Origin of the sequence: Falsiroseomonas algicola, assembly GCF_011040385.1 — a bacterium.
Classification (GTDB): Bacteria; Pseudomonadota; Alphaproteobacteria; order Acetobacterales; family Acetobacteraceae; genus Falsiroseomonas; species Falsiroseomonas algicola.
Map to the genome: position 1 here is coordinate 93,515 of NZ_JAAIKB010000015.1, position 24,641 is coordinate 118,155.

24 protein-coding genes are annotated in these 24,641 nt (G+C 70.4%); 11 read left to right on the forward strand and 13 right to left on the reverse strand.

The window, feature by feature from the left end:
- Window positions 1-5: 5 nt before the first annotated feature.
- Window positions 6-563, reverse strand: coding sequence for a hypothetical protein (locus G3576_RS25895; RefSeq protein WP_164697387.1), 558 nt, complete (start codon window positions 561-563; stop codon window positions 6-8).
- A 184-nt stretch (window positions 564-747) separates the two neighbouring features.
- Between G3576_RS25895 and G3576_RS25900 the strand changes: the two genes are divergently transcribed.
- Window positions 748-3,540 (forward strand): phosphoenolpyruvate carboxylase, encoded by a 2,793-nt coding sequence (locus tag G3576_RS25900; protein WP_164697388.1) that lies wholly within the window; start codon window positions 748-750, stop codon window positions 3,538-3,540.
- Here the strand turns inward: G3576_RS25900 and G3576_RS25905 are convergent, their stop codons facing one another.
- From G3576_RS25905 to G3576_RS25925, 5 genes are all read right to left on the reverse strand, one after another.
- Window positions 3,541-3,939: a DUF3574 domain-containing protein gene (locus G3576_RS25905; protein ID WP_164697389.1), complete on the reverse strand. Its 399-nt coding sequence runs from the start codon at window positions 3,937-3,939 to the stop codon at window positions 3,541-3,543.
- Window positions 3,940-3,949: 10 nt separating this feature from the next.
- Complete coding sequence (locus tag G3576_RS25910) at window positions 3,950-5,068, reverse strand: MFS transporter (protein WP_164697390.1); 1,119 nt, start codon at window positions 5,066-5,068, stop codon at window positions 3,950-3,952.
- Between the two features lie 95 nt (window positions 5,069-5,163).
- Window positions 5,164-5,514 (reverse strand): DMT family transporter, encoded by a 351-nt coding sequence (locus G3576_RS25915; RefSeq protein WP_164697391.1) that lies wholly within the window; start codon window positions 5,512-5,514, stop codon window positions 5,164-5,166.
- Between the two features lie 25 nt (window positions 5,515-5,539).
- Entirely contained in the window at window positions 5,540-6,541 is a 1,002-nt protein-coding gene (locus G3576_RS25920) for a glycosyltransferase family 2 protein (protein ID WP_235952448.1), read from the reverse strand.
- 14 nt (window positions 6,542-6,555) lie between these two features.
- Window positions 6,556-7,266 (reverse strand): class I SAM-dependent methyltransferase, encoded by a 711-nt coding sequence (locus G3576_RS25925; RefSeq protein ID WP_207623044.1) that lies wholly within the window; start codon window positions 7,264-7,266, stop codon window positions 6,556-6,558.
- A gap of 152 nt (window positions 7,267-7,418) precedes the next feature.
- Between G3576_RS25925 and G3576_RS25930 the strand changes: the two genes are divergently transcribed.
- The 5 genes from G3576_RS25930 to G3576_RS25950 are packed head-to-tail and all read left to right on the forward strand — an operon-like array spanning window position 7,419 to window position 12,667.
- On the forward strand, window positions 7,419-9,071 hold the full coding sequence (locus G3576_RS25930; RefSeq protein ID WP_164697393.1) for a hypothetical protein: 1,653 nt from the start codon (window positions 7,419-7,421) through the stop codon (window positions 9,069-9,071).
- Window positions 9,068-9,910 carry an FAS1-like dehydratase domain-containing protein gene (locus G3576_RS25935; RefSeq protein ID WP_235952449.1) on the forward strand — a complete coding sequence of 281 codons (843 nt, stop codon included), beginning with the start codon at window positions 9,068-9,070 and terminating at the stop codon, window positions 9,908-9,910. Before G3576_RS25930 ends, G3576_RS25935 begins: the two co-directional genes overlap by 4 nt.
- Window positions 9,903-10,874, forward strand: coding sequence for a DMT family transporter (locus tag G3576_RS25940; RefSeq protein WP_235952450.1), 972 nt, complete (start codon window positions 9,903-9,905; stop codon window positions 10,872-10,874). The genes G3576_RS25935 and G3576_RS25940 overlap by 8 nt, the downstream gene beginning before the upstream one ends.
- Complete coding sequence (locus tag G3576_RS25945; RefSeq protein WP_164697394.1) at window positions 10,875-11,786, forward strand: DMT family transporter; 912 nt, start codon at window positions 10,875-10,877, stop codon at window positions 11,784-11,786. It begins immediately after the preceding gene.
- Window positions 11,783-12,667 carry an MBL fold metallo-hydrolase gene (locus G3576_RS25950; RefSeq protein WP_235952451.1) on the forward strand — a complete coding sequence of 295 codons (885 nt, stop codon included), beginning with the start codon at window positions 11,783-11,785 and terminating at the stop codon, window positions 12,665-12,667. Before G3576_RS25945 ends, G3576_RS25950 begins: the two co-directional genes overlap by 4 nt.
- 4 nt (window positions 12,668-12,671) lie before the next feature.
- Here the strand turns inward: G3576_RS25950 and G3576_RS25955 are convergent, their stop codons facing one another.
- From G3576_RS25955 to G3576_RS25975, 5 genes are read right to left on the reverse strand one after another with little or no spacing between them, the layout of a single operon-like run.
- The gene (locus G3576_RS25955) at window positions 12,672-13,367 is read right to left on the reverse strand and encodes an NUDIX hydrolase (RefSeq protein WP_235952452.1); all 696 of its coding nucleotides are present in this window, start codon (window positions 13,365-13,367) and stop codon (window positions 12,672-12,674) included.
- The gene (locus tag G3576_RS25960) at window positions 13,360-14,205 is read right to left on the reverse strand and encodes a nitroreductase family protein (RefSeq protein WP_164697396.1); all 846 of its coding nucleotides are present in this window, start codon (window positions 14,203-14,205) and stop codon (window positions 13,360-13,362) included. Before G3576_RS25960 ends, G3576_RS25955 begins: the two co-directional genes overlap by 8 nt.
- Window positions 14,202-16,244 carry an acetate--CoA ligase family protein gene (locus tag G3576_RS25965; RefSeq protein ID WP_164697397.1) on the reverse strand — a complete coding sequence of 681 codons (2,043 nt, stop codon included), beginning with the start codon at window positions 16,242-16,244 and terminating at the stop codon, window positions 14,202-14,204. The genes G3576_RS25960 and G3576_RS25965 overlap by 4 nt, the downstream gene beginning before the upstream one ends.
- A complete protein-coding gene (locus tag G3576_RS25970) occupies window positions 16,241-17,392 on the reverse strand; it encodes an acyl-CoA dehydrogenase family protein (protein WP_164697398.1) in 1,152 nt (383 codons plus the stop codon). Before G3576_RS25970 ends, G3576_RS25965 begins: the two co-directional genes overlap by 4 nt.
- Window positions 17,392-18,303: an SDR family NAD(P)-dependent oxidoreductase gene (locus G3576_RS25975; RefSeq protein ID WP_164697399.1), complete on the reverse strand. Its 912-nt coding sequence runs from the start codon at window positions 18,301-18,303 to the stop codon at window positions 17,392-17,394. Before G3576_RS25975 ends, G3576_RS25970 begins: the two co-directional genes overlap by 1 nt.
- Before the next feature lie 121 nt (window positions 18,304-18,424).
- On the opposite strand from G3576_RS25975, the gene G3576_RS25980 reads away from it, so the two are divergent.
- The 3 genes from G3576_RS25980 to G3576_RS25990 are packed head-to-tail and all read left to right on the forward strand — an operon-like array spanning window position 18,425 to window position 20,929.
- Window positions 18,425-19,192: an ABC transporter ATP-binding protein gene (locus G3576_RS25980; RefSeq protein WP_164697400.1), complete on the forward strand. Its 768-nt coding sequence runs from the start codon at window positions 18,425-18,427 to the stop codon at window positions 19,190-19,192.
- Window positions 19,185-19,946 (forward strand): ABC transporter permease, encoded by a 762-nt coding sequence (locus G3576_RS25985; protein WP_164697401.1) that lies wholly within the window; start codon window positions 19,185-19,187, stop codon window positions 19,944-19,946. The genes G3576_RS25980 and G3576_RS25985 overlap by 8 nt, the downstream gene beginning before the upstream one ends.
- A gap of 23 nt (window positions 19,947-19,969) precedes the next feature.
- Window positions 19,970-20,929, forward strand: a complete 960-nt coding sequence (locus tag G3576_RS25990; protein ID WP_164697402.1) for an ABC transporter substrate-binding protein — start codon at window positions 19,970-19,972, stop codon at window positions 20,927-20,929.
- Between the two features lie 3 nt (window positions 20,930-20,932).
- Here the strand turns inward: G3576_RS25990 and G3576_RS25995 are convergent, their stop codons facing one another.
- Window positions 20,933-21,607, reverse strand: a complete 675-nt coding sequence (locus G3576_RS25995) for a Crp/Fnr family transcriptional regulator (RefSeq protein ID WP_164697403.1) — start codon at window positions 21,605-21,607, stop codon at window positions 20,933-20,935.
- A 17-nt stretch (window positions 21,608-21,624) separates the two neighbouring features.
- Window positions 21,625-22,512 (reverse strand): alpha/beta fold hydrolase, encoded by an 888-nt coding sequence (locus G3576_RS26000; protein WP_164697404.1) that lies wholly within the window; start codon window positions 22,510-22,512, stop codon window positions 21,625-21,627.
- Window positions 22,513-22,666: 154 nt separating this feature from the next.
- Between G3576_RS26000 and G3576_RS26005 the strand changes: the two genes are divergently transcribed.
- Window positions 22,667-23,131, forward strand: coding sequence for an SUF system Fe-S cluster assembly regulator (locus G3576_RS26005; RefSeq protein ID WP_164697405.1), 465 nt, complete (start codon window positions 22,667-22,669; stop codon window positions 23,129-23,131).
- Window positions 23,132-23,141: 10 nt separating this feature from the next.
- Window positions 23,142-24,641: a Fe-S cluster assembly protein SufB gene (gene sufB, locus G3576_RS26010; RefSeq protein WP_164697406.1), complete on the forward strand. Its 1,500-nt coding sequence runs from the start codon at window positions 23,142-23,144 to the stop codon at window positions 24,639-24,641.

The following is a 24,641-nucleotide window of genomic DNA, read 5'->3' on the forward strand; positions in this document are numbered from 1 at the left end:
CCTGACTAGGCTTGGGCCAGGCGCCGGTTCGCGGCCTCGAACAGCCCGACATTCTTCACGACGTCATAGGGCTGTTCGGTCAGCGTCTCCGGCTCCCACTCGCTGCGCTCCGCGGCGAAGAAGTCGCCGAGATAGACATGGATCGCCCCCGTCAGCTTGTTCAGCGGGTTGGTGACGGAATGGATGATGTCGCGGCCCATCGGCACGCATTCCCGCGCGCCGAGGGACTTCGCGCCGGCGGCTTCGATGCGGGGGCCGTCCTCGGTCTCGATCCGCCGCCAGTAGATGTTGTCCTCCCGCCCCGAATAGAGGCCGATCACGGCCTCCATGCGGTGGTTGTGCGGCATGATGGTCATGCCCGGGCCCCAGGCCAGGTTCAGCACCGTCAGCCCCGGGCGATGCAGCAGCTTCGTCACGCCGGCGCGCTGGGGTTCGCCGAGCCGGGCCATCAGTGCCTCGGGATCGGCGACGGCGCGGGCCACCACCTCCCGCAGCGCGCGGGGATGCCCGGCCTCCGCCGCGTCGCTGCAATCCGCCAGGAAACGATCGAGATCGAAGGGCATGGCAGCCTCCCTGAAGCCAGGCGCATGGTTGCGACAGGGCGCCAGTCCGGCAACGAAAAAAAGCGCAACGATTCGGCGTCCCCCACGCGGCCCTGCCTGAATGCGCGGCGGTTTCGTCGGTGCGGCACCTCGCGGCCCGATTTCGCGCTGGCGCCAGCTTGCTTCGCAGGTGCAGCATCACCCCATGCCCGACGTTCCAGCCCCCGCTTCCGACACCGTCGCCGACACCCTGGCCGAGCTGCTGGCACGGCTGAAGGAGGCGCGCGAGGCCGCCGCCACCGATCCCTTCGGCGATCCCGTGCTGCTCATGGCGCTGGCCATCAGCCGGCGGCTGGATGACGGGCGGTTGGATGCGCCGGCCATCGCCGCGCTGATCGGCCGGATCGCGGATGACGCGGCGGCGGAGCGCGCGCAGCGGCTTGCTGCCTATGTCGGCATCGGCCGGGCAGGCGGGCTGGAGGCGCTGGCGGCGCGGCTGGTGCGGCCCGACCCCGATGACAGCCCCGTCCCCTTCGCCGCCTATCGCGAAGCCGTGGAGCGCCCGCGCTTCGCCGCCGTCTTCACGGCGCATCCGACCTTCTCCCTGCCGCCCGGCACCAATGCCGCCGTGGCCGCCGCAGCCTCCGGCGGCACCATGCCGCGCGGGCTCGCCCATCGCCCCACCGCGCCGACACTCACGGAGGAATTCGTCCAGGCCGCCGCCGCCATCGCGCGTGGGCGAGATGCGCTGGACGAATTGGCGGCGGCGCTGCTGCTGGCCGCGCAGGGCGTCTGGGGCGACCGCTGGCAGCAATTGCGGCCGGCGCCCGTGCTGCTCTCGACCTGGGTCGGCTACGACACGGATGGGCGCACCGATATCGGCTGGTGGGACACGATCGGCCTGCGGCTGACCATGAAGCGGCTGCAACTGCAGCGCCTGGGCGCGCAGCTTGCGCCGCTCGGCGATTGCGCGGCACCGCTTGCCGCCCGCGTCGCGCTGGCGGAGGAAGCGGTTGCCGCGCAGCTGGAGGCGCTGCCGGGCGGGCCGAAGCCCGATGAGGTGCAGGCCTTCGCCGCCGTCCTGGTAGGACGGCGCGACGATGCGCTGGTCGACCCCGCGCCCCTCCTCGCGCTGTTCCCGGCCGCCATGGCTGCGGCGCCGGATGACGCCACGCGCATGAAGCTTGCCGTGGCGCGGGCGGGGCTGGCGGCGCATGGGCTGGCGCTGGCGCATACGCATACGCGCCTCAATGCCAGCCAGATCCACAACGCGCTGCGCCAGCGCCTCGGCATCACCGCCGCGCCGGATGACATGGCGAGCCGGCGCGGCCTGCTGGCCCAGATGAACGAGGCGCTGGCCGAGGTGGCGCCGCAGCCCGTCGATTTCGGCGCGCTGCTGGCCGAACAGGCCTCCGCCGCCAAGCTGATGATGACGGTGGCGCAGATCACCAAGCATGTGGATTCCTCCCAGCCCGTGCGCTTCCTGATCGCGGAGACCGAGACGGGCTACACGCTGCTCGGCGCGCTCTGGCTCGCGAAGCGCCTCGGCATCGCGGAGCGCATCGAGATCTCGCCTCTCTTCGAGACGGCGGAGGCGCTGGAGCGTGGCGACCGTGTGGTGGAGGAGGCGCTGCGGAGCCCGCATTTCCGCGACTACCTCCGCGCCCATGGCCGGCTCTGCCTGCAATTCGGCTATTCCGATTCCGGCCGCTATGTCGGCCAGCTCCCGGCCAGCTACCTGGCGGAACGGCTCAAGCTGCGGCTGGCGGACCAGCTGCGGCGCCATGGCCTCGCGGACCTCGAGCTCGTGCTGTTCGACACGCATGGGGAGAGCATCGGCCGGGGCGGGCATCCGGACAGCCTGGCGGATCGCCTCGACTACCTCTCGCCCCCCCAGGCGCGCAGCGCGCTGACCAAGGTCGGGCTCAAGCTGCGGGAGGAGAGCAGCTTCCAGGGCGGCGATGGCTACCTGCTCTTCGGCACGCCGCAACTCGCCGCCGCCACCATCGCCCGCATCGCGGAACACGCCTTCGCGGCGCCCGAGCGCGAGCCCGACCCGATCTATGCGGAAAGCGACTGGGCGGCCGATTTCTTCGCCACCATCCGGCGGGAGATGCAGGCGCTGGTTGAGGACCCGGGCTACGCCGCGCTGCTCGGCGCCTTCGGCCCGGGCCTGCTGGACCGCACGGGATCACGCCCCGCGGCACGGCAATCGGACATGGGCGGGCCCGCCCGCATCACCCATCCGAGCCAGCTCCGCGCCATCCCGAACAACGCCATCCTGCAGCAGATGGGGTGGCTGGCGAATACGCTGCATGGCCTGGGCGCCGCGGCGGCCGCCAACCCGGACGCCTTCGCCGATCTCCGCGCCCGCAGCCCCCGCTTCGCCCGCGCGCTGGCCATGGCGGCGCGGGCGGCGGCGAGTTCCGATATCGGCGTGCTGCGCGCGGCGGTCGATACGCTGGACCCCGGCCCCTGGCTGGACCGCGCCGGCGCCACCCAACGCCCGGGGCGGCGGGAGGAGCTGATGGCGGTGGCGGAGGCGCTGGAGAAGCTGGACCTCTCGGCCGTCGTGGTGCGCATGTTCCGGCGCCTCCAGGCGGACCATTTGGCGCTGCGTGCCGCCTGGCCCGACCTGCCGCGGATGCCGGACCGGCTGGTGCTGCTGCATGCGCTGCGCCTCGCGCTCATCCACCGCATCTGGCTGCTGGCCGTGGCGCTGCCCGAATTCAGCCCGCGCCACGGCGCGACGCGGGAGAGCCTGGTCGCGGGCATCCTGCAGCTCGATGTGGAGCGCGCGCTCAAGCTGCTGGCGGAGGTCTTCCCGGCCAATCCCGACCCCTCATCGGGACTCGACTTCCATGAGCCCGCGCCGGAGCGCACCAGCAATTCCTATGCGGCGGAACACGCGGCGCTGTTCCGGCCCATGGGGCAGCTCTTCGCGCTGGTGCGCGAATGCAGCGCGGCGATCGTGCATGAGGTGGGGGCGTTCGGGTGATCAGAACCCCAGGCACACAGCCTCGGTCGTGACCATCACGCTCTCCTGCCGGAAGCGCTCGCGAAAGGCGGCGATGACGGGGGCGAGGCGGGACTGGGCCGTGGCGGCGTCGCCATCCGGCAGCGCCACCACCAGCACCTTGCTGCGCTGGCGGCTGATGGTGCCGGTGCGGCCGCGCCACTGGCCGGCGCCGTCCAGCACCGTCAGGCCATCGGGGAAGGCTGGTGTCACGACCTGGTCCATGAAGCGCGCCCATTCGGCGTCGGTGACGATCTCCTCGCCGCCCGAGGTCCGGCCGAAATAGGCGCTGGCGAGCGTCGCGGGGCCGAGGCCCTGCGGGCAGGGGGGCTGCGTGGCGCAGCCGGCGAGCAGCAGCAGGGACAGCAGGGCAGGGCGCATGGCGCGGAGCCTACAGCCCCCGCGCCGCCCGGCGAAGCATCAGGAAGCCGCCGAAGCAGATCGCGGCGATGACGGGCAGGGCGACATCGGCCCCCGCATTCAGCAGCAGCGGCGCGAAGAGCACCGGCGCCACCGCCATGGCGAAGGTCACGGGCGCCATCACCTTCCCCGCGACGGTCGCATAGCCATCCGTGCCATGCAGCTCGATCAGCGTCGCCGGGCGCATCACGCTCATCACGCCCGAGGCCAGGCCGTAGCACAGCACGAAGATGGGCACCGTGATGGCGGGGCCGAGCCCGGGCGCCAGCCCATGCCCCAGCACCGGCAGCAGGATGGAGGCCGGCATGGCGAGCAGCGCGATGGAGGCGACCGTCATCGCCCGCAGCTTCGCACCCCCCAGCATGTCGATCAGCCGCGCCGCCACCTGCGCCGGCCCGGTGAGCGATGCCCAGAAGATGGCGCTGCCGCGATCCATGCCCAGCGCCTCCACCACCGCCACCATGTTGGCGAGCAGGGAGGAGCCGACCAGCACCTGCGTCGTCATGGCCGCCGACAGCCAGCGCAGCCGAGTGGGTAGCCGGGGCGCCCGCCCGCGCGGCGCGCGTTCGCGGCTGCCGCGCGGCACCAGCCAGGCATGCAGGGGCAGCGCGATCAGCAGGTGGGTTGCCGCCGCGCCCAGCACCGCGACACGCCAGCCCCACTGCGCCTCCGCCCAGGAGAGGGAGGGCCAGGCGACGGCAGCCGAGAGGCCGGAGATGGCGGCGAGTGCCGCGATGCGCCGCCGCGCGCCCTCCGCCCCCAGCGTCGCCAGCGCGGCGTTGCTCGCCTCCGACAGGGTCATCGCCGCGGCGAGGCCGAGCAGCAGGCAGGCCAGCAGCCCGACCAGTAGGCCCGGCGCTGCCGCCAGCACGACCAGCCCCGCGGCATAGAAGGCCGACCCCGCCACCATGACCGCGCGCGGCCCGCGCCGGTCGATCAGCCGCCCGACGGGCGGCGCCAGCAGCCCGGCCAGGCCCAGCTGGATGGCGACGATCATGAAGCTGGTGCCCGCGGGCAGGCCGAGGTCGCGCTCGATCGCCGGCCCCAGTACGCCCGGCACGAAATAGCCCGTGCCCCAGCCCAGGATCAACGAGACGCCGAGCGCCGCGACGACGGCCCAGCCCGGCGGGGACGCAGTCCCTCGCCCCGGCGGGGACGCAGTCCCTCGCCCCGGCGTTGGCGTGTTCAAGCCGTGGTGGCGAGCAGCAGCACACCCGCGGAGATCAGCCCGATCGCCGCCAGCTTCTGCGCGCCCAGGCTCTCCCCGAACACCGCCCAGCCGATCACGGCGATGACGACATAGCTCGCCGCCGTGCAGGGCAGCGCCACGCTCATCGGGATCTTCCGCAGCGCGATGATGTAGAGCAGCGCCGCGCCGCCATAGGCGCCGAGCCCGATGATGGTCTGCCAGCGGAAGAGCTGGTCGATGAAGCCTGTCTCCGCCGCGACGGAGCCGGAGGCCCCCGCCTTCAGCAGCACCTGGCCGATCAGGGAGGTGGAGATCGCCGCGGCCAGCGTGATCCAGGCACTCAGCATCGGGGCTGTCCCTTCAGGCGGCGCGTCACGACACCGCGCGCACCCGGTTGGCATCCGCGGCCGGCGCCTCGGCCTCGGCCGTCGCAGCGGCGGGCAGCACCTCCCGCACCACGCCCTGCGGCTTGCCGTTGGCGGAGAGGAAGGCGCGGCCGACATATTCGCCGAGCACGCCAAGGATCAGGAACTGCACGCCGGAGACCAGCAGCACCACCGTCATCATGGAGGCCCAGCCCGAGGGGGTCTCCCCGCTCAGCCCCTCGAAGATCACGATGGCGGCGGCCAGCAGGCCGAGCAGGCCCATCGCGGCGCCGGCCAGGATCGCCATGCGCAGCGGCAGGACGGAGAAGTTGGTGGCGAGGTTCAGCCACAGCAGGACCAGGCGCTTCAGCGTGTAGTTGCTGCGCCCTTCGGCGCGCGGCAGGTGCTTCACCTCGATGCTGTCGAGCCGCTGCGTCACCTGCATGAGCAGCCCGTCCACATAGGGGTAGGGGCCGCTGTACTTCGTGACCTCCCGGACGGCCAGCGCCGACATGCAGCGGAAGGAGGAGAGGTAGAGGCCCTTCGGCTTGTCCAGCAGCAGGTCCGCCACGCCATTGGCGAAGCGGCTGCCGAGGTTGCGCCAGCCCTCATGCTCCTTCTTCGCGTAGCGCGTATAGACCACGTCCCAGCCGCCGAGCCGCGCATGGTCATAGAGGCGGATGACCTCCTCCGGCGGGTTCTGGAGGTCGTCATCCATGGTGATGACATAGGCGCCGCGGGCGTGGCGGAGGCCGGACATGACCGCGTTGTGCTCGCCGAAGTTGCGGGCGTGCTCGATATAGGTGATCGGCACGGTCGCCGTGCGCTGCAGCTTGCGGCAGACCTCCCCGGAATTGTCGGGGCTGCCGTCATTCACCAGCACGATCTCGATCCCGCCGGCGGGGCGGAGCGCGGACAGCGCCTCCACCAGCGCGCCCACGGTGGTGGCGCCGCGATAGACCGGCACCACGATGGAAAGGCCGACCGGGCGGCCCATCAGCTCAGTCATGTCAGCGGTCTCCATCACGGGCGCGTGGCGATGACGAGCACGGAGCCGCCGGCGGGCATGGGAATGCCGGCCAGGCCGATCCGCCGCTCCGTCTCCGCGACGGCGTGCAGGGTTCGATCGATCCAGGGGGGGAAGTGGGTGACGTCGCTCGGCGCATCGGGCTTGCGGTGCAGGACTTTGCGCTGAAGGGTCATGAGAGGCAGGAGAAGCCCGTTCCAGTACCGCGATACAATCGCGGTGAAGCCGGCTTGTTCCATCATCGTGGCGGCACCGGCGGCGGTATAGCGCCGCGCGGTGTGCACACGTGCGTCATGGGCGCTGCGCAGCCATTCGAAGGCGGGCAGGTTCAGGATCACCGTGCCGCCCGGCCGCAGCACGCGCCGCAACTCGGCCAGGCCCCGGGCAGGCTCCACGCCGGCATGGCAGATCACATCGATGCTGACCGCGGCGCCGAAGCTGGCATCGGCGAAGGGCAGGGCATTGGCATCCCCCGCCGCCACCGGCCAGCCCGACTTCTCCGCCGCGCGGCGGGCGGCGTCGGGCAGGTATTCCAGCCCCATCGCGGCGCGGCCGGGCATGTCATCCCGCAACCGGCGGAGGAAGCCGCCGGTCCCGCAGCCGGCATCGAGCACAGGCCCTTCAGGGCCCGGGCGCGCGCGCAGCGCGTCCAGCACGCGGGCATGGGCGGCCTTGAACCACCACATGCCATCCTCGGCGGCGTCCATCAGGGCGTATTCGGCGGGTTCCACCCCACGGTTGTGGCGGGCGAGCGCGGCGAGGGCAAGGCGGGACCGCGACCGGCGCAGGGCAGACCCGCCGCATCGGCGCCGCAATGCGGTTGCACCTTAACCCCCGCGGCCCGAGGATGCGCCCGCCGATGACCCCGCCCACCACCCCGTCGCACCAGGGCCTCCAGGCCCGGGCCGCCGCCGCGCCGACCGAGGCGCCGCAACGCATGAGCGTAACGGAAGCGGCGCGGCCCGATGGCGCGGCAGCGGCCGTGCCGGCAGAGACGCGGGCCCGGCTGCTGCGCGCCCTGGCGTTGGTGCCGGCCATGGCCTTCCTGCTGATGGTGCTGGCGCCGCCCCTCAATCACGATGTCGCGGCCATCCTGAATTTCGCCGAGCGCTGGGTGGGGGGGGAGCGGCTGTACCGTGACCTCATCGACGTCAATCCGCCGCTGATCTTCGTCCTGACCGCCATCCCGGCGCTGATCGACCGCTTCTCGCCACTCGATGCCGTGCAGGCGTTGCAGGCCTGCGTGCTGGGCTGCTGCGTGCTCGCCTGGCGCCTCTGCCTGGCGCTGCGACGTGACCGGCGGGAGGGGCCGGTGGAGGCGGCGGTGCTGGACGCGCTGGTGCCGCTCACCTGCCTGCTGGCCGCCTATGACGTCGGGCAGCGGGAGCATCTGATGGGGCTCTTCGCGCTGCCCTACGCCTTGCTGGCGGCACGCCGGATGGAGGGGCAGGCGACGCCGACAGGCCTCGCCCTGGCCGTCACGCTGGCGGCAGCGCTGGCCTTCGCGCTGAAGCCGCACTTCCTGGCGGTGCCGCTGCTGGTGGAGGGCCTGGTGCTGTGGCGCCGTGGCCTGGCGCCGGCGCTGCGGGATAGCCTGCCCTGGCTGATGGCGACTGTCTGGGCACTGTACCTGGCGACGCTGCCACTGCTGTTCCCGGACTATCTCGGCCACGTCGTGCCGCTGGTGATGGATTTCTACCTCGGCACCGGCGGCCTCAACGTCGTCGCCGTGCTGCTGACGGACAAGATGGGATCGGCCGCCATGGCCGTGCTGCTGGTGCTGCCGATGCTGGCCTGGCGGCACGCGGGGTCCGGGCCGCGGGCGTTGGGCTGCGTGGCGGTGGGGGGAATGCTCTCCGCCATCGTGCAGCACAAGGGCTGGTCCTACCACGTCGTGCCCATGGCCATGGCGACGGAGCTGGCGGGCGGCTGGGTGGCGGCGCGATGGTTCGACCGCGCCCTGCCGGCAGGACGTGCCGTGGCGGCCGCGCCGATGCTCGCCATCGCCTGCACCTTCGCCATCGCCGCCGTGCATATCCGCGGCGAAAGCCCCTGGCGGCAGATCTGGTACAACAGCCTGACAGACGGGCAGGTCGCCGCCGTGCTGAAGCGGGAAGTGGCCGGGGAGCGCCTGCTGGTGCTCTCGCCCGACATCTACCCCGTCTATCCCGCGCTGAACTATGCCCGGGCCCGGTCCACGCTGCGGACCATGAACCTCTGGCTGCTGGTCGGCGCCTATCCCGATTGCCCGGAGGGTGCCGCCCGCTACCGCGAGCCCTGGGAGATGTCGCGCCCCGAATTCCTGGTCTACCGCACGGTGGCGGAGGACTTCGCCCGAGCGCCGCCTGGCGCCGTGCTGGTGGCCAAGCGGTCCGGCATCCCCCGCTGCGGGGCCGAGGAGTTCGACCCCATCGCCTATTTCTCCCGCCACCCGGCCTTCGAGGAGACCTGGCGGCGCTACACCCGCATCGTCCACATGGACACCTACCTGCTCTACCTGCGCGAGGAATGATGGCCTACGAGGACTACGTCGGAAAAACCGACATCCGGGAGGATACGCTCGATGCCCGCCTGGTGCGCGGCCTGGCCGCGACGCTGGGCCGGCCGGTGCCGGACACGCTGCCGCCGCTCTGGCACTGGATGCTGTTCCAGGACTGGGTGATGCCCGACGGCATCGGCCCCGATGGCCACCCGAAGCGCGGCGGCTTCCTGCCGCCGGTCCACGACCTGCCGCGCCGCATGTGGGCTGGCGGGCGCGTCAGCTTCCCCGGCGCCCCGCTCCGCACCGGCGATGCCGTGCGCCGCACCAGCACCATCCTGAAGGTGGCGGAGAAGTCGGGCGGCGCCGGCCGCCTGGTCTTCGTGACCGTCCAGCACCGCGTGGAAGGCCCCGCGGGCGTCGCGGTGGAGGAGGAGCAGGACATCGTCTACCGCGGCGCCGAGGGCGCGGCCGTGAAGGCGGCGGATCCCGCGCCCGCCTGGCCCGACGCGGTGACGACGACCATCGTGCCGGACAGCGTCATGCTGTTCCGCTACTCCGCCCTGACCGGCAACGGCCACCGCATCCATTACGACCACCCCTATGTCACGGGGGAGGAAGGCTATCCGGGCCTCGTCGTGCATGGCCCGTTGCAGGCGACCTTGATGGCGCACCACGCGATGGACCACGCCGCGCCGGGCGCGCGCCTGGCGCGCTTCGCCTATCGCGGCCGCCGGCCCTGCTTCGACGGCCGCCCGCTGACCGTGCTGCGGCGGGAGGAGGGTGGGCAGGTCCTGCTGGAGACCCGCGACGATACCGGCGCCACCTGCATGCAGGCGGAAGCGGTCCTCGAAGGCCAGCCTCTTGGCTGATCGAACACCCGGCGCGACGGCGGGGATTGCCCGGTCGTCGCGCCCGCGCCTGCCGCTGACGCAGGACACGATCAAGGGCATCGCGATCATCGCGCTGGGCTATGGCGTCATCTCCGGCGCCGATGCCGCGGTGAAATGGGCGCTGCCGGAAGTGGGCGTGGCCGTCGCCATGATCTGGCGCGGCGTCTTCGGCATGATCGCCATCGCCATCCTGTCGCGCGGCCGCGGCCTGGTGCCGGTGCGCCGGCCGCTGCTGGCGCTGCGATCGATCCTGCACTGCGCGGTCACGGTCGCCTTCTACCTCGCCTGGTTCCGCGGCTTCCCGCTCGGCGGGTCCTATGCCGTGAACGCCGCGGCGCCGCTGATGATGACGCTGCTGGCCATCCCCCTGCTGGGGGAGAAGGTGGGCTGGCGGCGCTGGACCAGCACCTGCGTCGGCTTCGTGGGCGTCATGGTCATCCTCCAGCCCGGCGGCGAGTTGTGGCGGTGGGAGGCCGGCATGCTGCTGGCCGGCGCCGCGCTGTTGGCGCTGACCCGCATCTGGACCCGCGTGCTGGCGCGTACCGACACGCCGCAGGCCATCGCCTTCGCGCTGCTGGCCGCGCATGTGCCGACGGGCTTCCTCCTGTTGCCGGTCTTCCCGCCACTCGGCCCGGTGATCCCGGCCTGGGACATCGCGCTCTGCCTCGGCTTTCTCGGGCTCGCCAATGGCTGCGCGCATTTCCTCTTCGCCCGCGCCTTCGCCATCGCGCCGGTCTCGGCGCTCGCCCCTTACGAGTACACGACGCTGCTCTGGGGCGGCATGCTGGGTTTTCTCCTTTGGGCGGAGGTGCCGGCGCTGAACACGCTGATCGGCGCGCTGATCGTCATGGCCGCCGGCCTCTACAATCTGCACCGCGAGCATGTGCGGAAGCGGGAGGCCGAGGCAGCGGCGCGCAACGCCGCCTATGGCACGGTGACCTAGATGCCGCTGCGCCATGACCTTCGCCGCGGCATCATCTTCATGCTCTCGGCCTGCGCGCTCTTCGCCTTCATGTCGGTGCTGGTGAAGTCGCTGGCGGGGCGGATTCCCTTCCAGGAGCAGATGTTCTTCCGCAGCGCCTTCGCCCTGCCGGTGGTGGCGCTGATCGTGCTGCGGCGGACGGGCCTCAACAGCGGCTTTGCGACGGTGCTGAAGACGAAGCGCTTCGGCGGCCATGTCGTGCGCGCCCTGAGCGGCGTCTGCGCCACCGCCTGTTCCTTCTACGCGCTCGGCGTGCTGCCGCTGGCGGAACACCAGGCGCTCACCAATGCGACGCCGCTCTTCGTCACCATCCTCTCGATCCCCTTCCTGGGGGAGAAGGTGGGGCTGCACCGCGCCGGCGCCGTCCTGGCCGGCTTCCTCGGCATCCTCGTCATCGCCTTCGGGCAGGGCGCCTTCACCGGCGACTATGGCGGCGCGGCGCGCATGGGCATCATCGCGGCCACGACGCATGGCGCCTTTTCCGCCATCACGACGCTGATGGTGCGCAGCCTGTCGGCGACCGAGGCCTCCACCACCATCGTCATGTGGCAATCCCTGCTGATGACGGGGATGATCGGCCTGGCGCTGCCCTTCGTCTGGGTGACGCCGAGCTGGCAGGACCTGCTGCTGCTGATGGCGATCGGCACGCTGGGCGGCGTGGCGCAGACGCTGCTGACGGAAGCCTGGGCCAGCGCGCAGGTCTCGGCGCTCGCGCCCTATTCCTATTCCTCGCTGCTCTGGGCGATCCTGTTCGGCATGATCTTCTTCGGTGACGTGCCGAGCCTATGGACGCTGGCCGGCGCCTCGGCGATCGTGGCGGCCAGCCTCTACATCATGCATCGCGAATTGCTGCGCGGGAGGAAGAAGCATTGAGCATCCCGTTCCTGCGCGAGGACAGCGCCGAGGTTGGCGTGGTGCAGCAGGTGGCACCGGGCGTGCGCCGCATCCTCTGCGGCAATCCCGGGCCCTTCACCTGGCGCGGCACCAACACCTACCTGATCGGGCGCGGCCGCGTGGCCGTGCTGGATCCCGGCCCGGCGGATGCGGCGCAGCGTGACGCCATCCTGCGCGCGACGGCGGGCGAGACGATCACGCATATCCTCGTCAGCCACACCCATCGCGACCATTCGCCGGGGGTCGCCGCGCTGGCCGCCGCGACAAGCGCGCGCAGCTACGGCTTCGGCCCGCACCTCACGCCGCCCGACCAGGGCGGGGAGGGGGGCGACCATGATTTCCGCCCTGACGTCACCCTGCCCGATGGCGCGGTGGTGGAGGGCGATGAGTGGCGCGTCACGGCGCTGCATACGCCCGGCCATTGCGCCAACCATCTCTGCTTCGCGCTGGAGAACGAGGGCCGCCGCGGCACGCTGTTCAGCGCCGACCATGTAATGAGCTGGTCCACCACTGTCGTCAGCCCGCCCGATGGCGACATGGCGGCCTACATGGCCTCTCTCGCGAAGCTCGCCGCGCGCGACCACGACCTCTACCTGCCCGGCCACGGCCCGCCCCTGCCCGACCCCGCGCCCTTCGTCGCCGCGCTGGCCGCGCATCGGCGTGAACGGGAGCAGAAGGTGCTGGATGCCCTGCGCGAGGCCCGCCGCGCGACGGCGATGGACCTGGTGCCGGCCGCCTATGGCCCGTCGCTCGACCCGCGCCTGGTGCCCGCCGCGGCCCGCAGCCTGCTGGCGCACCTCATCAAGTTGGCGGCGGAGGGCGAAGCGGTGCGGGACGGCGAGAGCTTCGAGGCGCGGTGAGCCTCTATTCGTCGCTCATCCGGTTGTCGTTGCCGCGATAGACGATCTTCGGCAGCGCCGCGCGCTCGGCTGGCGTCGCGGCGTGCCAGGCCTGGAACTCGACCAGGATGCGCTCGGTGATATTCGCCAGCTTGGCGTCCAGCGCCTTCGACAGCGGATACCAGTCGAGCCCTTCGAGCTCGCCCGACCCCGCGATCTCGCCGCGCACCGCGCTGGCCGGCGCGATCAGGAAGCGCGCATTGAACCGCATGCTGCGCGTCGTCGGCGTGACGGCGCGGCAGAGATAGTCGAGCGCGGAGAGGTCGGCGAGCAGCCGGGTGCCCTTCATCTCCCCGAGCAGGAGGCCGGTTTCCTCGAGCAACTCGCGCACGGCCGCGACGCCGAGCGCGCGCGCCAACGAAGGTGGTGCGCGGTGGCGTAGCAGAGCCAGCGTCTCCGGCTTCAGCTCCGCCGCGACCTTCACGCCATGGTCGGCGCGATCGACGCGGCCACCGGGGAAGACCAGCACGCTCGGCATGAATTTGTGCTTGGCGTGGCGCATGCCCATCAGGATCTCGGGCTCGCCCGCGCCGTCGCGCCAGACGATGAGGCTCGCGGCGTGGCGCGGCTTCACCGCGTGCTTCTTCGCGGGTTTGGCAGGGACGAGGTCCGCCCCGCCAGGATTGTCGGCCGTCGGATCCTTGGGCTTGGAATCAGTCAAGGTTCAGCCCCTTCGAGGCGAGCCATGTACGAAGATTCGCGCGCTCCGGCACCGACAATTGCCGCGCGGCATTCTCGCTCCAGGCGCAACCCTCGGGCTTCGGGCCATGCACCTCCGGATAGCGCGGCTTGGCCGGCGGGCGCAGCGAATCATAGGCGGGCAGCGCAGGGACCAGGCCGCTGTCGTCATAGCGTTCGCGATGCACGACGACGGAAGGCGGCAGGCGGGGCGAGGTCGCGTTGCGCGCGGCGGGAAAGCCCAGCGTCAGTCCCGCCACCGGAAAGACGCCATCGGGCAGGCCGAAGAGCGAGGCGATGAGGTCGAGGTGATTGCGCACATAGGAGATCGGGCAGGTGCCGAGCCCCGCATGCTCTGCCGCCATGATGCCGAACCCCATGGCCAGCGCCGCATCCGCCGTGGCGTTGAGGAAGGTATCGACGCTGTCATTGGCGTGGGTGCGGCCGTGATGGGCACAGACCCGCCGCCCGCGCCTTACGTCGCCACAGAAGACCAGCAGGACCGGCGCTTCCTTGATCCAGGGCATGGTGCCGATCGCGTCCGCGACCGCCGCGATCTTGGCCGCGTCCCGCGTCACCAGGATGGAGTACTGTTGCAGGTCTGACTTGGCGGGCGCCGATTGCGCCCCGGCCAGCACCGTGTCCAGCAGCGCATCCGGCACCGGATCGGCGGTGTAGCGCCGGGTCACGCTGCGGCCGAGCAGTGCGGCGAGCGCTTCCGGCACCTCCGCCGGGGTGAAGGGCAGCGCGCCGTAGCGGGCGCGGATCAGGGCTTCGGCATCCATGGCCGACAGGGTGGCACCGGGCGCGGGCGCCGTCACGCCCGCACCACCCAGGCATCGGCGACGGTCACGCCCTCGCCCGGCCGGCCGATGATCAGCGGGTTGATCTCCGCCTCCGTCACCTCCGGCACCGCGGCCAGGGCGGAGACGGCGACGATCGCCTTGGCCAGCGCCTCCACATCCCCCTTCGGCAGGTTCCGCCAGCCCGTCAGCGGCTTCATGGCGCGGACCTCCCCGATCATCGCATGGGCTTCGGCGAGGCCGACGGGCGCCAGGCGCAGCGCGATGTCGCGATGCAGTTCGGACAGCACCCCGCCGGCGCCGAGCAGCACCACCGGCCCCACTTCCGGGTCGCGCCGGAAGCCGAGGATCGCCTCCGCCAGCCCCTTCGCCATGGTCTGTACCAGCATGCCCGTCAGGCGCGCCGTTGGAGCAGCCGCCGCGACGCGGGCGCGCATGGCGGTGGCGGCTTCCCGCAGCGCCGCGGCATCGGCGATGTGCAGCGCGACGCCGCCGACCTCCGTCTTATGCGCCAGGTCCGGCGACAGGATCTTCAGCGCGACGGGATAACGGAGCCCGGTCGGCGGCTCCTCCTGCATCACCTGGCTGTCGGAGGTGAGGCCGAGCGTGGCGAAGAGCGCACGGGCATCGGCCTCGTCCGGCGCCGCGGGCAACGTGACGGCGGGTGCGGCGAGGTCCGGCACGGCCGCCGGCGCTCGCCAGTCGCAGAAGGCGCGGATCGCGTCGGCCGCACCCTCCGGCGTGCGGAAGGCGGCGATGCCCGCTTCCGCGAGCATGCGCAGGGACGCTTCAGCCTGCGGTGCGAGGAAAGCCGCGATGGGCTTGCCCGGGATCTTCGCCGCTTCCACCACGCCGCCGACCGCATCCTTCGGCCGGAACTGGGCGGAGGAGCCGACGACGACGAGCGCGAGGTCGGTATCCTCCGCGCTGCGCAGCGCATCGAGCCCCGCCATCACGCGGTCCGGCCGCGTGCCGGCCAGCGTCATGTCGAGCAGCCGTGCGTGATGCGGCAGCTTCGCCGCCTCCAGCTTCGCGGAAGCAACGGCATCAGGCTTCTTCGCCTCGATCCCCAGCACACCCAGCGCATCCACGGCCAGCGCGCCGCCGCCGCCCGTCGTCGTCATCACGCCGACGCCGCGATGCACCTGCGCGGCGGGGCGGCGCCCCGCCACCAGCAGCGGCAATTCGAGCAGCGCTTCCAGCATCGTCACGCGCAGGATGCCATGCGCGCGGAAGAAGGCATCCGCCGCCGCATCGCTGCCGGCCAGCGCGCCGGTATGGCTGTTGGCGAGCTCCGCGCCGAAGGGGCTGCGGCCGAGCTTCAGCGCGACGATGGGCTTGCCGAGGCGATGCGACTTCGCCGCCGCCGCCGCCATCTGTTCCGGCGCGCGGATCGCTTCAAGGAACAGGCAGACGACATCCACATCGGGATCATCGAGTGCCAGCGAGGCAATCTCGCCCGCCGTCAGGTCGGCCTCGTTCCCCGTGCCGATGAGGTGGGAGAAGCCGAGCCCCCGCGCCGCCCCGCGGGACAGCAGCGCGCCCATCATGGAGCCGGATTGGGAGATCAGCGCGACGCGGCCGGCGGGCAGCGTCTCCGCCTCCAGCGCCGCATTCGTGGTCAGCGCCGTGCGGGCATTGGCGTTGACCACGCCCATGGAGTTCGGCCCCAGCAGCCGCATGCTGCCCGCCTTCGCCGCCGCCAGCACGCGGGCCTGCAGCGCGGCGCCTTCCGGCCCGGCCTCTGCGAATCCATCGGCCAGCACGCACGCCAGCGGGATGCCGCGCCTGGCACAGGCCGCGACCTGCGCTTCGACATTGTCGGTGCCGAGCAGGATATAGGCGAAGTCGATCGCGCCCGGGATGTCGTCGATGGAGGCGAAGGCACGCTCGCCCAGCACCGTCTCGGCGCGCGGATTCACCGGGAAGAGTTCGCCGGTATAGCCATGCCGGCGCAGGTAGCGCTGCGGCCGCGCCGTCAGCCTGCCCTCATCGGCGGAGGCACCGATGAGCGCGATGCGGCGCGGGTTCAGCAGCGCCTGCGCCAGCGAGTTCACTTGGACGGCCTCTGGGAGAAGCTGCGGCCGAAGATGCCTTCCGCGATGCGGTTCTTCATCATCTCCAGGCTGCCGCCCGCGATCATCCAGCCCCGCGTCTTGCGCACGCAGTATTCGATCAGCAGATCCTGGCTGTAGCCCGTGCCGCCCATGATCTGCATGGATTCGTTGGAAGCCATCCACCCCGCCTGGTTGCAGGCATATTTCGCCAGCGCGATCTGCTGCGCATCGGGCAGCCCATCCCCGGCGCCGACGGCGGCGCGGTAGAGCAGCAGCTGCGCGCTATCCAGCGCGACCCGCATCTCCGCGAACTTCCATTGCAGACCCTGGAACTCCATCAGGGCCTTGCCGAACTGCTTGCGCTGCTCGGCATGCGCCTTGGCCTGGCGGAAGCAGTATTCGCCGAGCGCCAGCGCGCGTGTCGTATTGCCGCAGCGCTCGACATTGAAGCCCGCGATCTGCTTGCGGAACCCGCCCTCGCCCAGCAGCACATTCTCGGCCGGGATGAAGACATTGTCGAAGTAGAGCGCGCACCAGGTCTCGCCATTCATGTAGCGGCTGGGCTGGCCGAGGCGGAAGCCTTCCATCCCCCGCTCCACGATGACGGAGCCGATGCCGTTCACGCCGGGTCCGAAGCGGCAATAGATGACGAAGACGCCGGCATCCTCGGTGTTGCTCGTGAACACCTTGCCGCCATTCAGCCGGTACCCGTTGCCATCGCGCGTCGCAGTGGTCTTGAGGTCCGTCAGCGCGGAACCCGCATCGGGCTCCGTCATGCCGACGGCGGCAATCGTCTCGCCCTTCAGCAGCGGCGTGAAGTACTTCTCCTTCTGCCCGGGCGTCGCGTATTCCGCGAAGGTCCGGAAGGCGCCGAAATTGCCGGCCTGCAGCACATCCGCGCTGCGCGGGCAGACATAGGCGATCTGCTCCATCGCGAGCACGGCATCGAACAGCGTGCCACCCTGGCCGCCATCCTCCTCCGGCAGCATTATGCCGAACAATCCGTTCTCCGCCATCAGCTTCGCGACGTCCCAGGGGAAGCGCTCGTCATGCGCCCGCGCCACGGCGTCCTTTGCCAGATGCGTTTCCGCGAAGCGGCGCACGCTGTCCTGGAAGGCGATCTGTTCCTCGGTCAGGCCGAAATGCATCAGACGGGATCCCACGAAAACACGTCGCCGCTGCGATCGAGCGGCAGGAAATGTGACTTCAGCGCCGGCAGCGCCGTCTCCGCAATCGCCTCCGGCGTCCAGCCCTCGCCACGATGGGTGCTGCGGATGGGGCGCGGCTGGCTGAACAGGAACAGCTCATTGTGCCGGGCGGCGAAGATCTGGCCGGTGACGTCCTTCGCCGCATCCGAGGCCAGGAACACCGCGAGCGGCGCGTTCTTGTCCGGCGTCATCTGCTGCAGCCGTGCGACGCGCGCGCGCTCCGCCTCCGTGCTCGCCGGGATGGAACTCGTCATCCGCGACCAGGCGAAGGGCGCGATGCAGTTGGAGCGCACGCCGAAGCGCTGCATGTCGAGCGCGATCGATTTGGACATCGCTGCGATGCCGAGTTTCGCAGCCGAGTAGTTCGCCTGCCCGAAATTGCCGATGAGGCCCGAGGTGGACGTCATATGGACGTAGGCACCCGACCCCTGCTTCCGAAAATGCTCGGCGGCGGCGCGGCTGACGAAGAAGCTGCCGTTCAGGTGGACGTTGATGACGGCCAGCCATTCCTCCGGCGACATCTTGTGGAAGATCTGGTCGCGCAGGATGCCGGCATTGTTGACGACGATGTCGATGCGCCCGAAGGAATCCAGCGCCGTCTGCACGATCCGCTGCGCATTCGCCCATTCGGCGACGCTGTCCGTATTCACCACCGCGCGCCCGCCGCGCTGCTGGATGATGGCGACGGTCTGCTCGCCCGGCGTCGTGCTGGTCGGGCCCTCGCCCGTCAGGCTGGCGCCGATGTCGTTGACCACGACCGCGGCACCGGCGACGGCCATCGCGATGGCGATCTCCCGCCCGATCCCGCCGCCCGCCCCGGTCACCACCGCGACCTTGCCTTCGAGCATCATGCCGGCTGCCTCCCTCTTGCGCAGGGGCGTTCTAGGCCGCTGCGATCGGGTCGTGAAGCCGGGTTGCCCCCATCGCCGCGCGCACTATTCTGTTCACGCGTAGCCGGGTCAGGGAAACAGCATGGCGTTGGTTGCCCTTGAGGGGGTCGGAAAGACCTTTCGCGGCCGCACGGGCGCGTGGGAGGCCGTTCGCGACTTCTCCCTGGAACTGGCGGAGGGCGAGTTCTTCTGCCTGCTCGGCACCTCCGGCTGCGGCAAGACCACGGTGCTCAACATGCTGGCGGGGTTCGAGGCGCCGACCACGGGCCGCATCCTGCTGGATGGCAAGCCCGTGCGCGGTCCCGGCGCCGATCGCGGCGTCGTCTTCCAGGGCCATGACAGCCTCTATGACTGGCTGACCGCGCTCGACAACATCGCCTTCGGGTTGCGCCTTCGCGGCATGGCAAAGGCGGAGCGGCGCGCCGTGGCCCAGCGCTTCCTGACCATGGTCGGGCTGACGGGGCAGGGGGCCAAGCACCCCTCCGAATTGTCGGGCGGCATGAAGCAGCGTATCCAGATTGCCCGCGCGCTGGCCAATGATCCACGCATCCTGCTGATGGACGAACCCTTCGGCGCGCTGGATGCGATGACGCGCGCGGTGCTGCAGAACGAACTCTCCCGCATCTGGGCGGAGACGCGGAAGACCGTGCTCTTCATCACCCATGACATCGAGGAAGCGGTGGCGCTGTCCACCCGCGTCGGCGTGATGAAGCGCGGCCCGGGCGGCACGCTGAAGGCCGTGGTGCCGGTCGATCTTCCCTTCCCCCGCGAACGCACCTCGGACGGCTTCATGCAGACCTTCCGCCAGGTCCATGCGCTGATCCATGAGGAGATCCACCCTCATGAATAACCGCGCGGCCACCATCGGCGGCTATGTCGCCGGCTTCGCCCTGCTGTTCCTGATCTGGCATTTCGCCAGCCAGTTCCTGGTGCGGTCGGTCCTGTTCCCTTCGCCCTTTCCGGTCTTCGAACGCGCCGTGGTGCTGATCGAGGACGGGCTGCTGCAGGAAGCCGTCCTCGCCTCCATGCGCCGCATCCTGCAGGGGTTCCTGTTGGGCAGCGCGCTCGGCATCCCGATCGGACTCGCACTTGGCAGCTTCCGCCCGGTACGGCTGCTGCTGGAGCCCTGGACGGAATTCTTCCGCTTCATCCCCGCCGTCGCGATGATCACCGTGGCCGTGATCTGGTTCGGCATCGGGGAGGAGAGCAAGATCTTCCTGATCGCGTATACGACGGTCTTCGTCGTCATCATCGCGACCGCCGCCGGCGTCGGCGCGGTCGGCAAGGACAAGATCCGCGCGGCGCAATGCCTGGGCGCGAACAGGTTCCAGCTCTTCGCCCTCGTCGCCCTTCCCGCGACCGTGCCCTACATCCTGACGGGCATGCGGCTTGCGATGGCCAATGCCTTCGTCACCATCGTCGCGGCGGAACTCGTCGCCTCCAATGACGGGCTCGGCAAGATGCTCTGGGATGCGCGCCTGTTCATGCAGGTGGAGGACATCTTCGTCGCCCTCATCTCGCTCGGCCTGCTCGGCTTCGCCACCGACCGGACCTTCCGCCTGCTGATCCGCGCCTTCGCGGGCCGCTTCAACCCGACCATGTGACCACGAACAGGGAGAGAGAAACCATGCTGAACCGACGTAGCCTGCTGGCCGCGGGCGCTGCCGCCGCGCTGCCGCTGCCTGCCTTCGCGCAGGGCGCGCCCATCCGGATGACGATCGCGACGGGCGTCGATCCCTCCTTCGCGCCCTACTACGTCGCGCGGGAAGGCGGCTTCTTCCAGCGCAACGGGCTCGACGTGACGGTGAATACCGGCCCCTCCGGCTCCGCCATGATCGCCTTCCTCGTCGGCAACCAGATCAACTCCGCCTATGGCGCTGAACAGGCCGGCGTCTCCGCCCACCTGGTCGATCCCAACGTCGTGGCGGTGGCGGAAGGCACGGCGCTGCTGCGCTGGATCAGCGTGCTCGGCCGCAATGTCGAGAACATGGAAGCGCTGAAGGGCAAGCGCGTCGGTGTCGCCCGCGGCACGGGCAGCGAGACCTTCTGGCTCTCGGTCGTCTCCAAGCTCAACCTGAACCCGGCCGACTACACCATCGTGAATGTCGAGGCGCCGGAGATGGTGGCCGCGCTGGAACGCGGCAACATCGACGCCTTCGCGGTGTGGGAACCCTGGCCGACCCGCGCCATGCGCGCCATCCCCAACACCAAGATCCTGCTGTCCAACGACCAGATCCAGATCGTCCGCAACTTCGTCTACATGAACAAGGGCTGGGCGGAAGCGAATCAGGAAGCCACGCAGCGCTTCATGCGCGCTTTGATCCAGGCGCAGGAATTCATCGCCAGCAACGCGACGGAAGCGGCGGCCCAGACCGCCCGCTTCCTCCGCCAGGACCGCGCCTTCATCGCGGAGCTGATGACCAAGGTCGAGTACAGGATGAACCTGACGCCCGACAGCGTCGGCAACATCCAGCTCGCCATCGACCAGCTGCGCGGCATGAACCGCCTCTCGCGCGACGTGACGCCTGACCAGGTGATCTGGAAGGCGCCGCTCGCCGCCGCCGCCGCTGGCCGCGTGACGATCTGAGGCTCATTCCGCATCCGCCAGGGCGCGCAGCCCTGGTGGATCGCTGATCCGAAGTCCTGCGCGCGACGGCTCCACCAGCTTCGCCGCGCGGAACTCCACCAGGGCGAGGTTCACCTTGGGCCTGGTCGCCGCGACCAGCGCCGCCAGCTGGCCCTGTGGCAGCCGCACCAGCCCGGCCGGGTCGGCCGCCGCCAGCTTCAACAAGGCGGCTGCCAGGCGCTGGGGCAGGGGCCGCAGCCCCACCGCCTCCACCTGCTCCGTCGTGCGCCGCAGCCGTGCCACCAGGGTGCGCAGCAGCGCCAGCGCTGTGGCGTGATCCTCGGCCAGCACCGCGGCGGCATCGGCGTGCCGGACCAGCAGGGCGGAGACGGGCGTCAGCGCCGTGCAATCCGCGCTGCGCGGCCCGCCATCCACCAGCGCGACCTCGCCGACCGGCTCCCCGGCCCCGGCCAGGCCGAGCGTCAGTTCCCGCCCCGCGCCCGTTGCCAGGTGAAGCCGCACCAGCCCGTCCAGCACCAGCAGCATGCCATCCGCGCCGGAATCGCCGCGGCGGAACACCACCTCGCCCTCCCGGTACCGCACGGGCCGCGCGGCCACGGCCAGGCGGGCGCGGGCGGCCTCCGGCACGCCGGAGAAGAGTGGCAGGCGGTCGATGGCGCGGCGGGCCTCGATCGACATCGCCGCGCCTGGTCCCGCTACTTCTCGGACGCCGCGATGATGCCGCCGGACAGGCTGGCCGGGATGCGGTTGGTCCAGCGGCCGCCATCCACCTGCGTGACGAAGTCCAGCACCGCGCGGTTGAAGGCGTCCGGATCCTCCAGGTTCATGGTGTGGCCGCATTTCGGCATGACCAGCAGCGCGCTGCTCTTGATGGTGCGCTTCAGGTAGATCGACGCCTCCAGCGTGGGGTCATCCTCGTCGCCGGCGATCACCAGCGTCGGCACTTCCATCTTGCTGAAGCCGTCCTTCAGGTCGAACAGCGAAGGCCGGCGCCGCTGCACGCCGTTCATGGTCAGCGCGGAGCCCTCCGTGCTGTGCTCACAGAGCTGGTCCTGGAATTCCTTGTAGCCGCGCGGGTCCTTCTCCTCGAAGACCAGGCGCGTCGGGCCGCGGCTGTAGGTCATGCCGAACTTCGCCATCGTCTCCGACCGGATGCGGGCGATGGCGGCGTCCGTCTCCTTGTGGAATTGCGGCATCTTGTCCGGCGAGGCCCCGTAGCCCACGCCCGCGGCCACCAGGCTGCGGCAGAGGTCCGCATGGCGCAGCCCCATATGCAGCGCGGCGAAGCCGCCCATGGACAGGCCCACCACATGGGTCTTGCCGAGGCCGAGGCCCTTGATGACGGCCGCGATGTCGTCCGTCGCGCGGTCCTGGCTGTACTTCTCGGGATCGGACGGCACCTCGGACGGCGTGTAGCCCCGCGCGGCATAGGTCACGCAGCGGTAGCGGCGGGAGAAGAAGCGCATCTGCGCCTCCCAGCTCCGATGGTCGCCGGCATATTCATGCACGAACACCATGGGCGTGCCGGAGCCCGCTTCCTCATAGTAGAGGCTCACCCCGTCATCGGTGCGGATCGTCGGCATCGTCTCTCCAATCTGGTCCCGGGAAGGCGCCGGATCGTGGCGCCGGGGGATCGAGTCGGCAACCCTGGGACGGCACCTTGACTCGGGGCAGGGGCGAGCGCATCTGCCAATCCGGACCCGATGGGTCCCCTTTCAGGAGCGGGAGCGACGCCGCGTGCTGCGGGTCTCGAAATTCACCGATTATGCCGTGGTGGTGTTGAGCCGGCTGGAAGCCGAGGGAGGGGTGCAGACCGCGCCTGGCCTCGCTGGCGGCACGGGCATCGCCGAACCCACGGTGGCCAAGGTGCTGAAGATGCTGGCCCAGGCGGGCCTGGTGGAGGGGCTGCGCGGTGCCCGCGGGGGATACCGCCTGCTGCGCCCACTGTCATCCCTGCCGCTGTCGGACGTGATCGTCGCCGTGGATGGCCCGATCGCCCTGACCGCCTGCGTCGATGGCGGATTCGGTCTTTGCGAGGCCGAGAATACCTGCCCCGTGCGCGGCCGCTGGGACCCCGTGAATGCCGCCATCCGCGGCGCGCTCTCCGCCATCATGGTGAGCGAGATCGCGACGCGGCCTGGTCGTGCCGCGCTGCCCGCGCACCTGACTGCCACTCCTGTGCCCGCCCTTCTGGCCGAGTAGGACACGTTCCATGCCCGCCGTCACCGAGACGCTCGAGACCGTCCAGTCCGTCACCGAAGGCGGCTACAAGTGGGGGTTCGAGACCGACATCGAGATGGAGTTCGCGCCCAAGGGCCTGAACGAGGACATCGTCCGCTTCATCTCCGCGAAGAAGAATGAGCCCGCCTGGCTGCTGGAATGGCGGCTGAAGGCCTTCGCCATGTGGAAGAAGATGGAGGAGCCCACATGGGCCGCCGTCTCCTACCCGAAGATCGACTACCAGGACGCCTACTACTATGCGGCGCCGACGCAGAAGGTGAAGCCGAAGTCGCTGGACGAGGTCGATCCGGAACTGCTGAAGACCTACGCCAAGCTCGGCATCCCGCTGAAGGAGCAGGCGATCCTGGCCGGCGTCGAGGGCGCGGGCGACACGCCCGCCGATGGCGGCCGCATGCCGATCGCGGTCGATGCGGTGTTCGACAGCGTCTCCGTCGCCACCTCCTACAAGGAGCGGCTGGCAAAGGACGGCATCATCTTCTGCGCGATCAGCGAAGCGGTGCAGGAGCATCCGGAGCTGGTGCGCCAGTACCTCGGCACCGTCGTGCCGCAGGGCGACAACTACTTCGCTGCGCTGAACAGCGCCGTCTTCACCGATGGCAGCTTCGTCTACATCCCGAAGGGCGTGCGCTGCCCGATGGAGCTGTCCACCTATTTCCGCATCAATGCCAAGAGCACCGGGCAGTTCGAGCGCACCCTGATCATTGCCGATGAGGGCAGCACGGTCAGCTACCTCGAGGGCTGCACGGCCCCGCAGCGGGACGAGAACCAGCTGCATGCCGCGGTGGTGGAGCTCGTCGCGCTGGATGATGCGACAATCAAGTACAGCACGGTGCAGAACTGGTACCCCGGCGATGCCGAGGGCCGGGGCGGCATCTACAACTTTGTCACCAAGCGCGCGGATTGCCGCGGCGCGCGGAGCAAGGTGAGCTGGACGCAGGTGGAGACGGGCTCCGCCATCACCTGGAAGTACCCCTCCTGCATCCTGCGCGGCGATGACAGCGTGGGCGAGTTCTATTCCGTCGCCATCACCAACAACCGCCAGCAGGCCGATACCGGGACCAAGATGTTCCATATCGGCCGCAACACGCGCAGCACCATCGTCAGCAAGGGCATCAGTGCGGGGCGCGGGCAGAACACCTATCGCGGCCTGGTGCGGATCAGCCCCAAGGCGGCCGGCGCGCGCAACTTCACGCAATGCGACAGCCTGCTGATCGGCGATGAATGCGGCGCGCATACCGTGCCCTACATCGAGAACCGCTGCATGTCCGCCAAGGTGGAGCATGAAGCGACGACGTCGCGCATCGCGGAGGACCAGCTCTTCTACTGCCGCCAGCGCGGGCTGAGCGAGGAAGATGCCGTGGGCCTCATCGTCAACGGCTTCTGCCGGGAGGTCCTGAAGGAGCTGCCGATGGAATTCGCCGTGGAAGCGCAGAAGCTGCTGCAGATCAGCCTCGAAGGCTCGGTCGGTTAA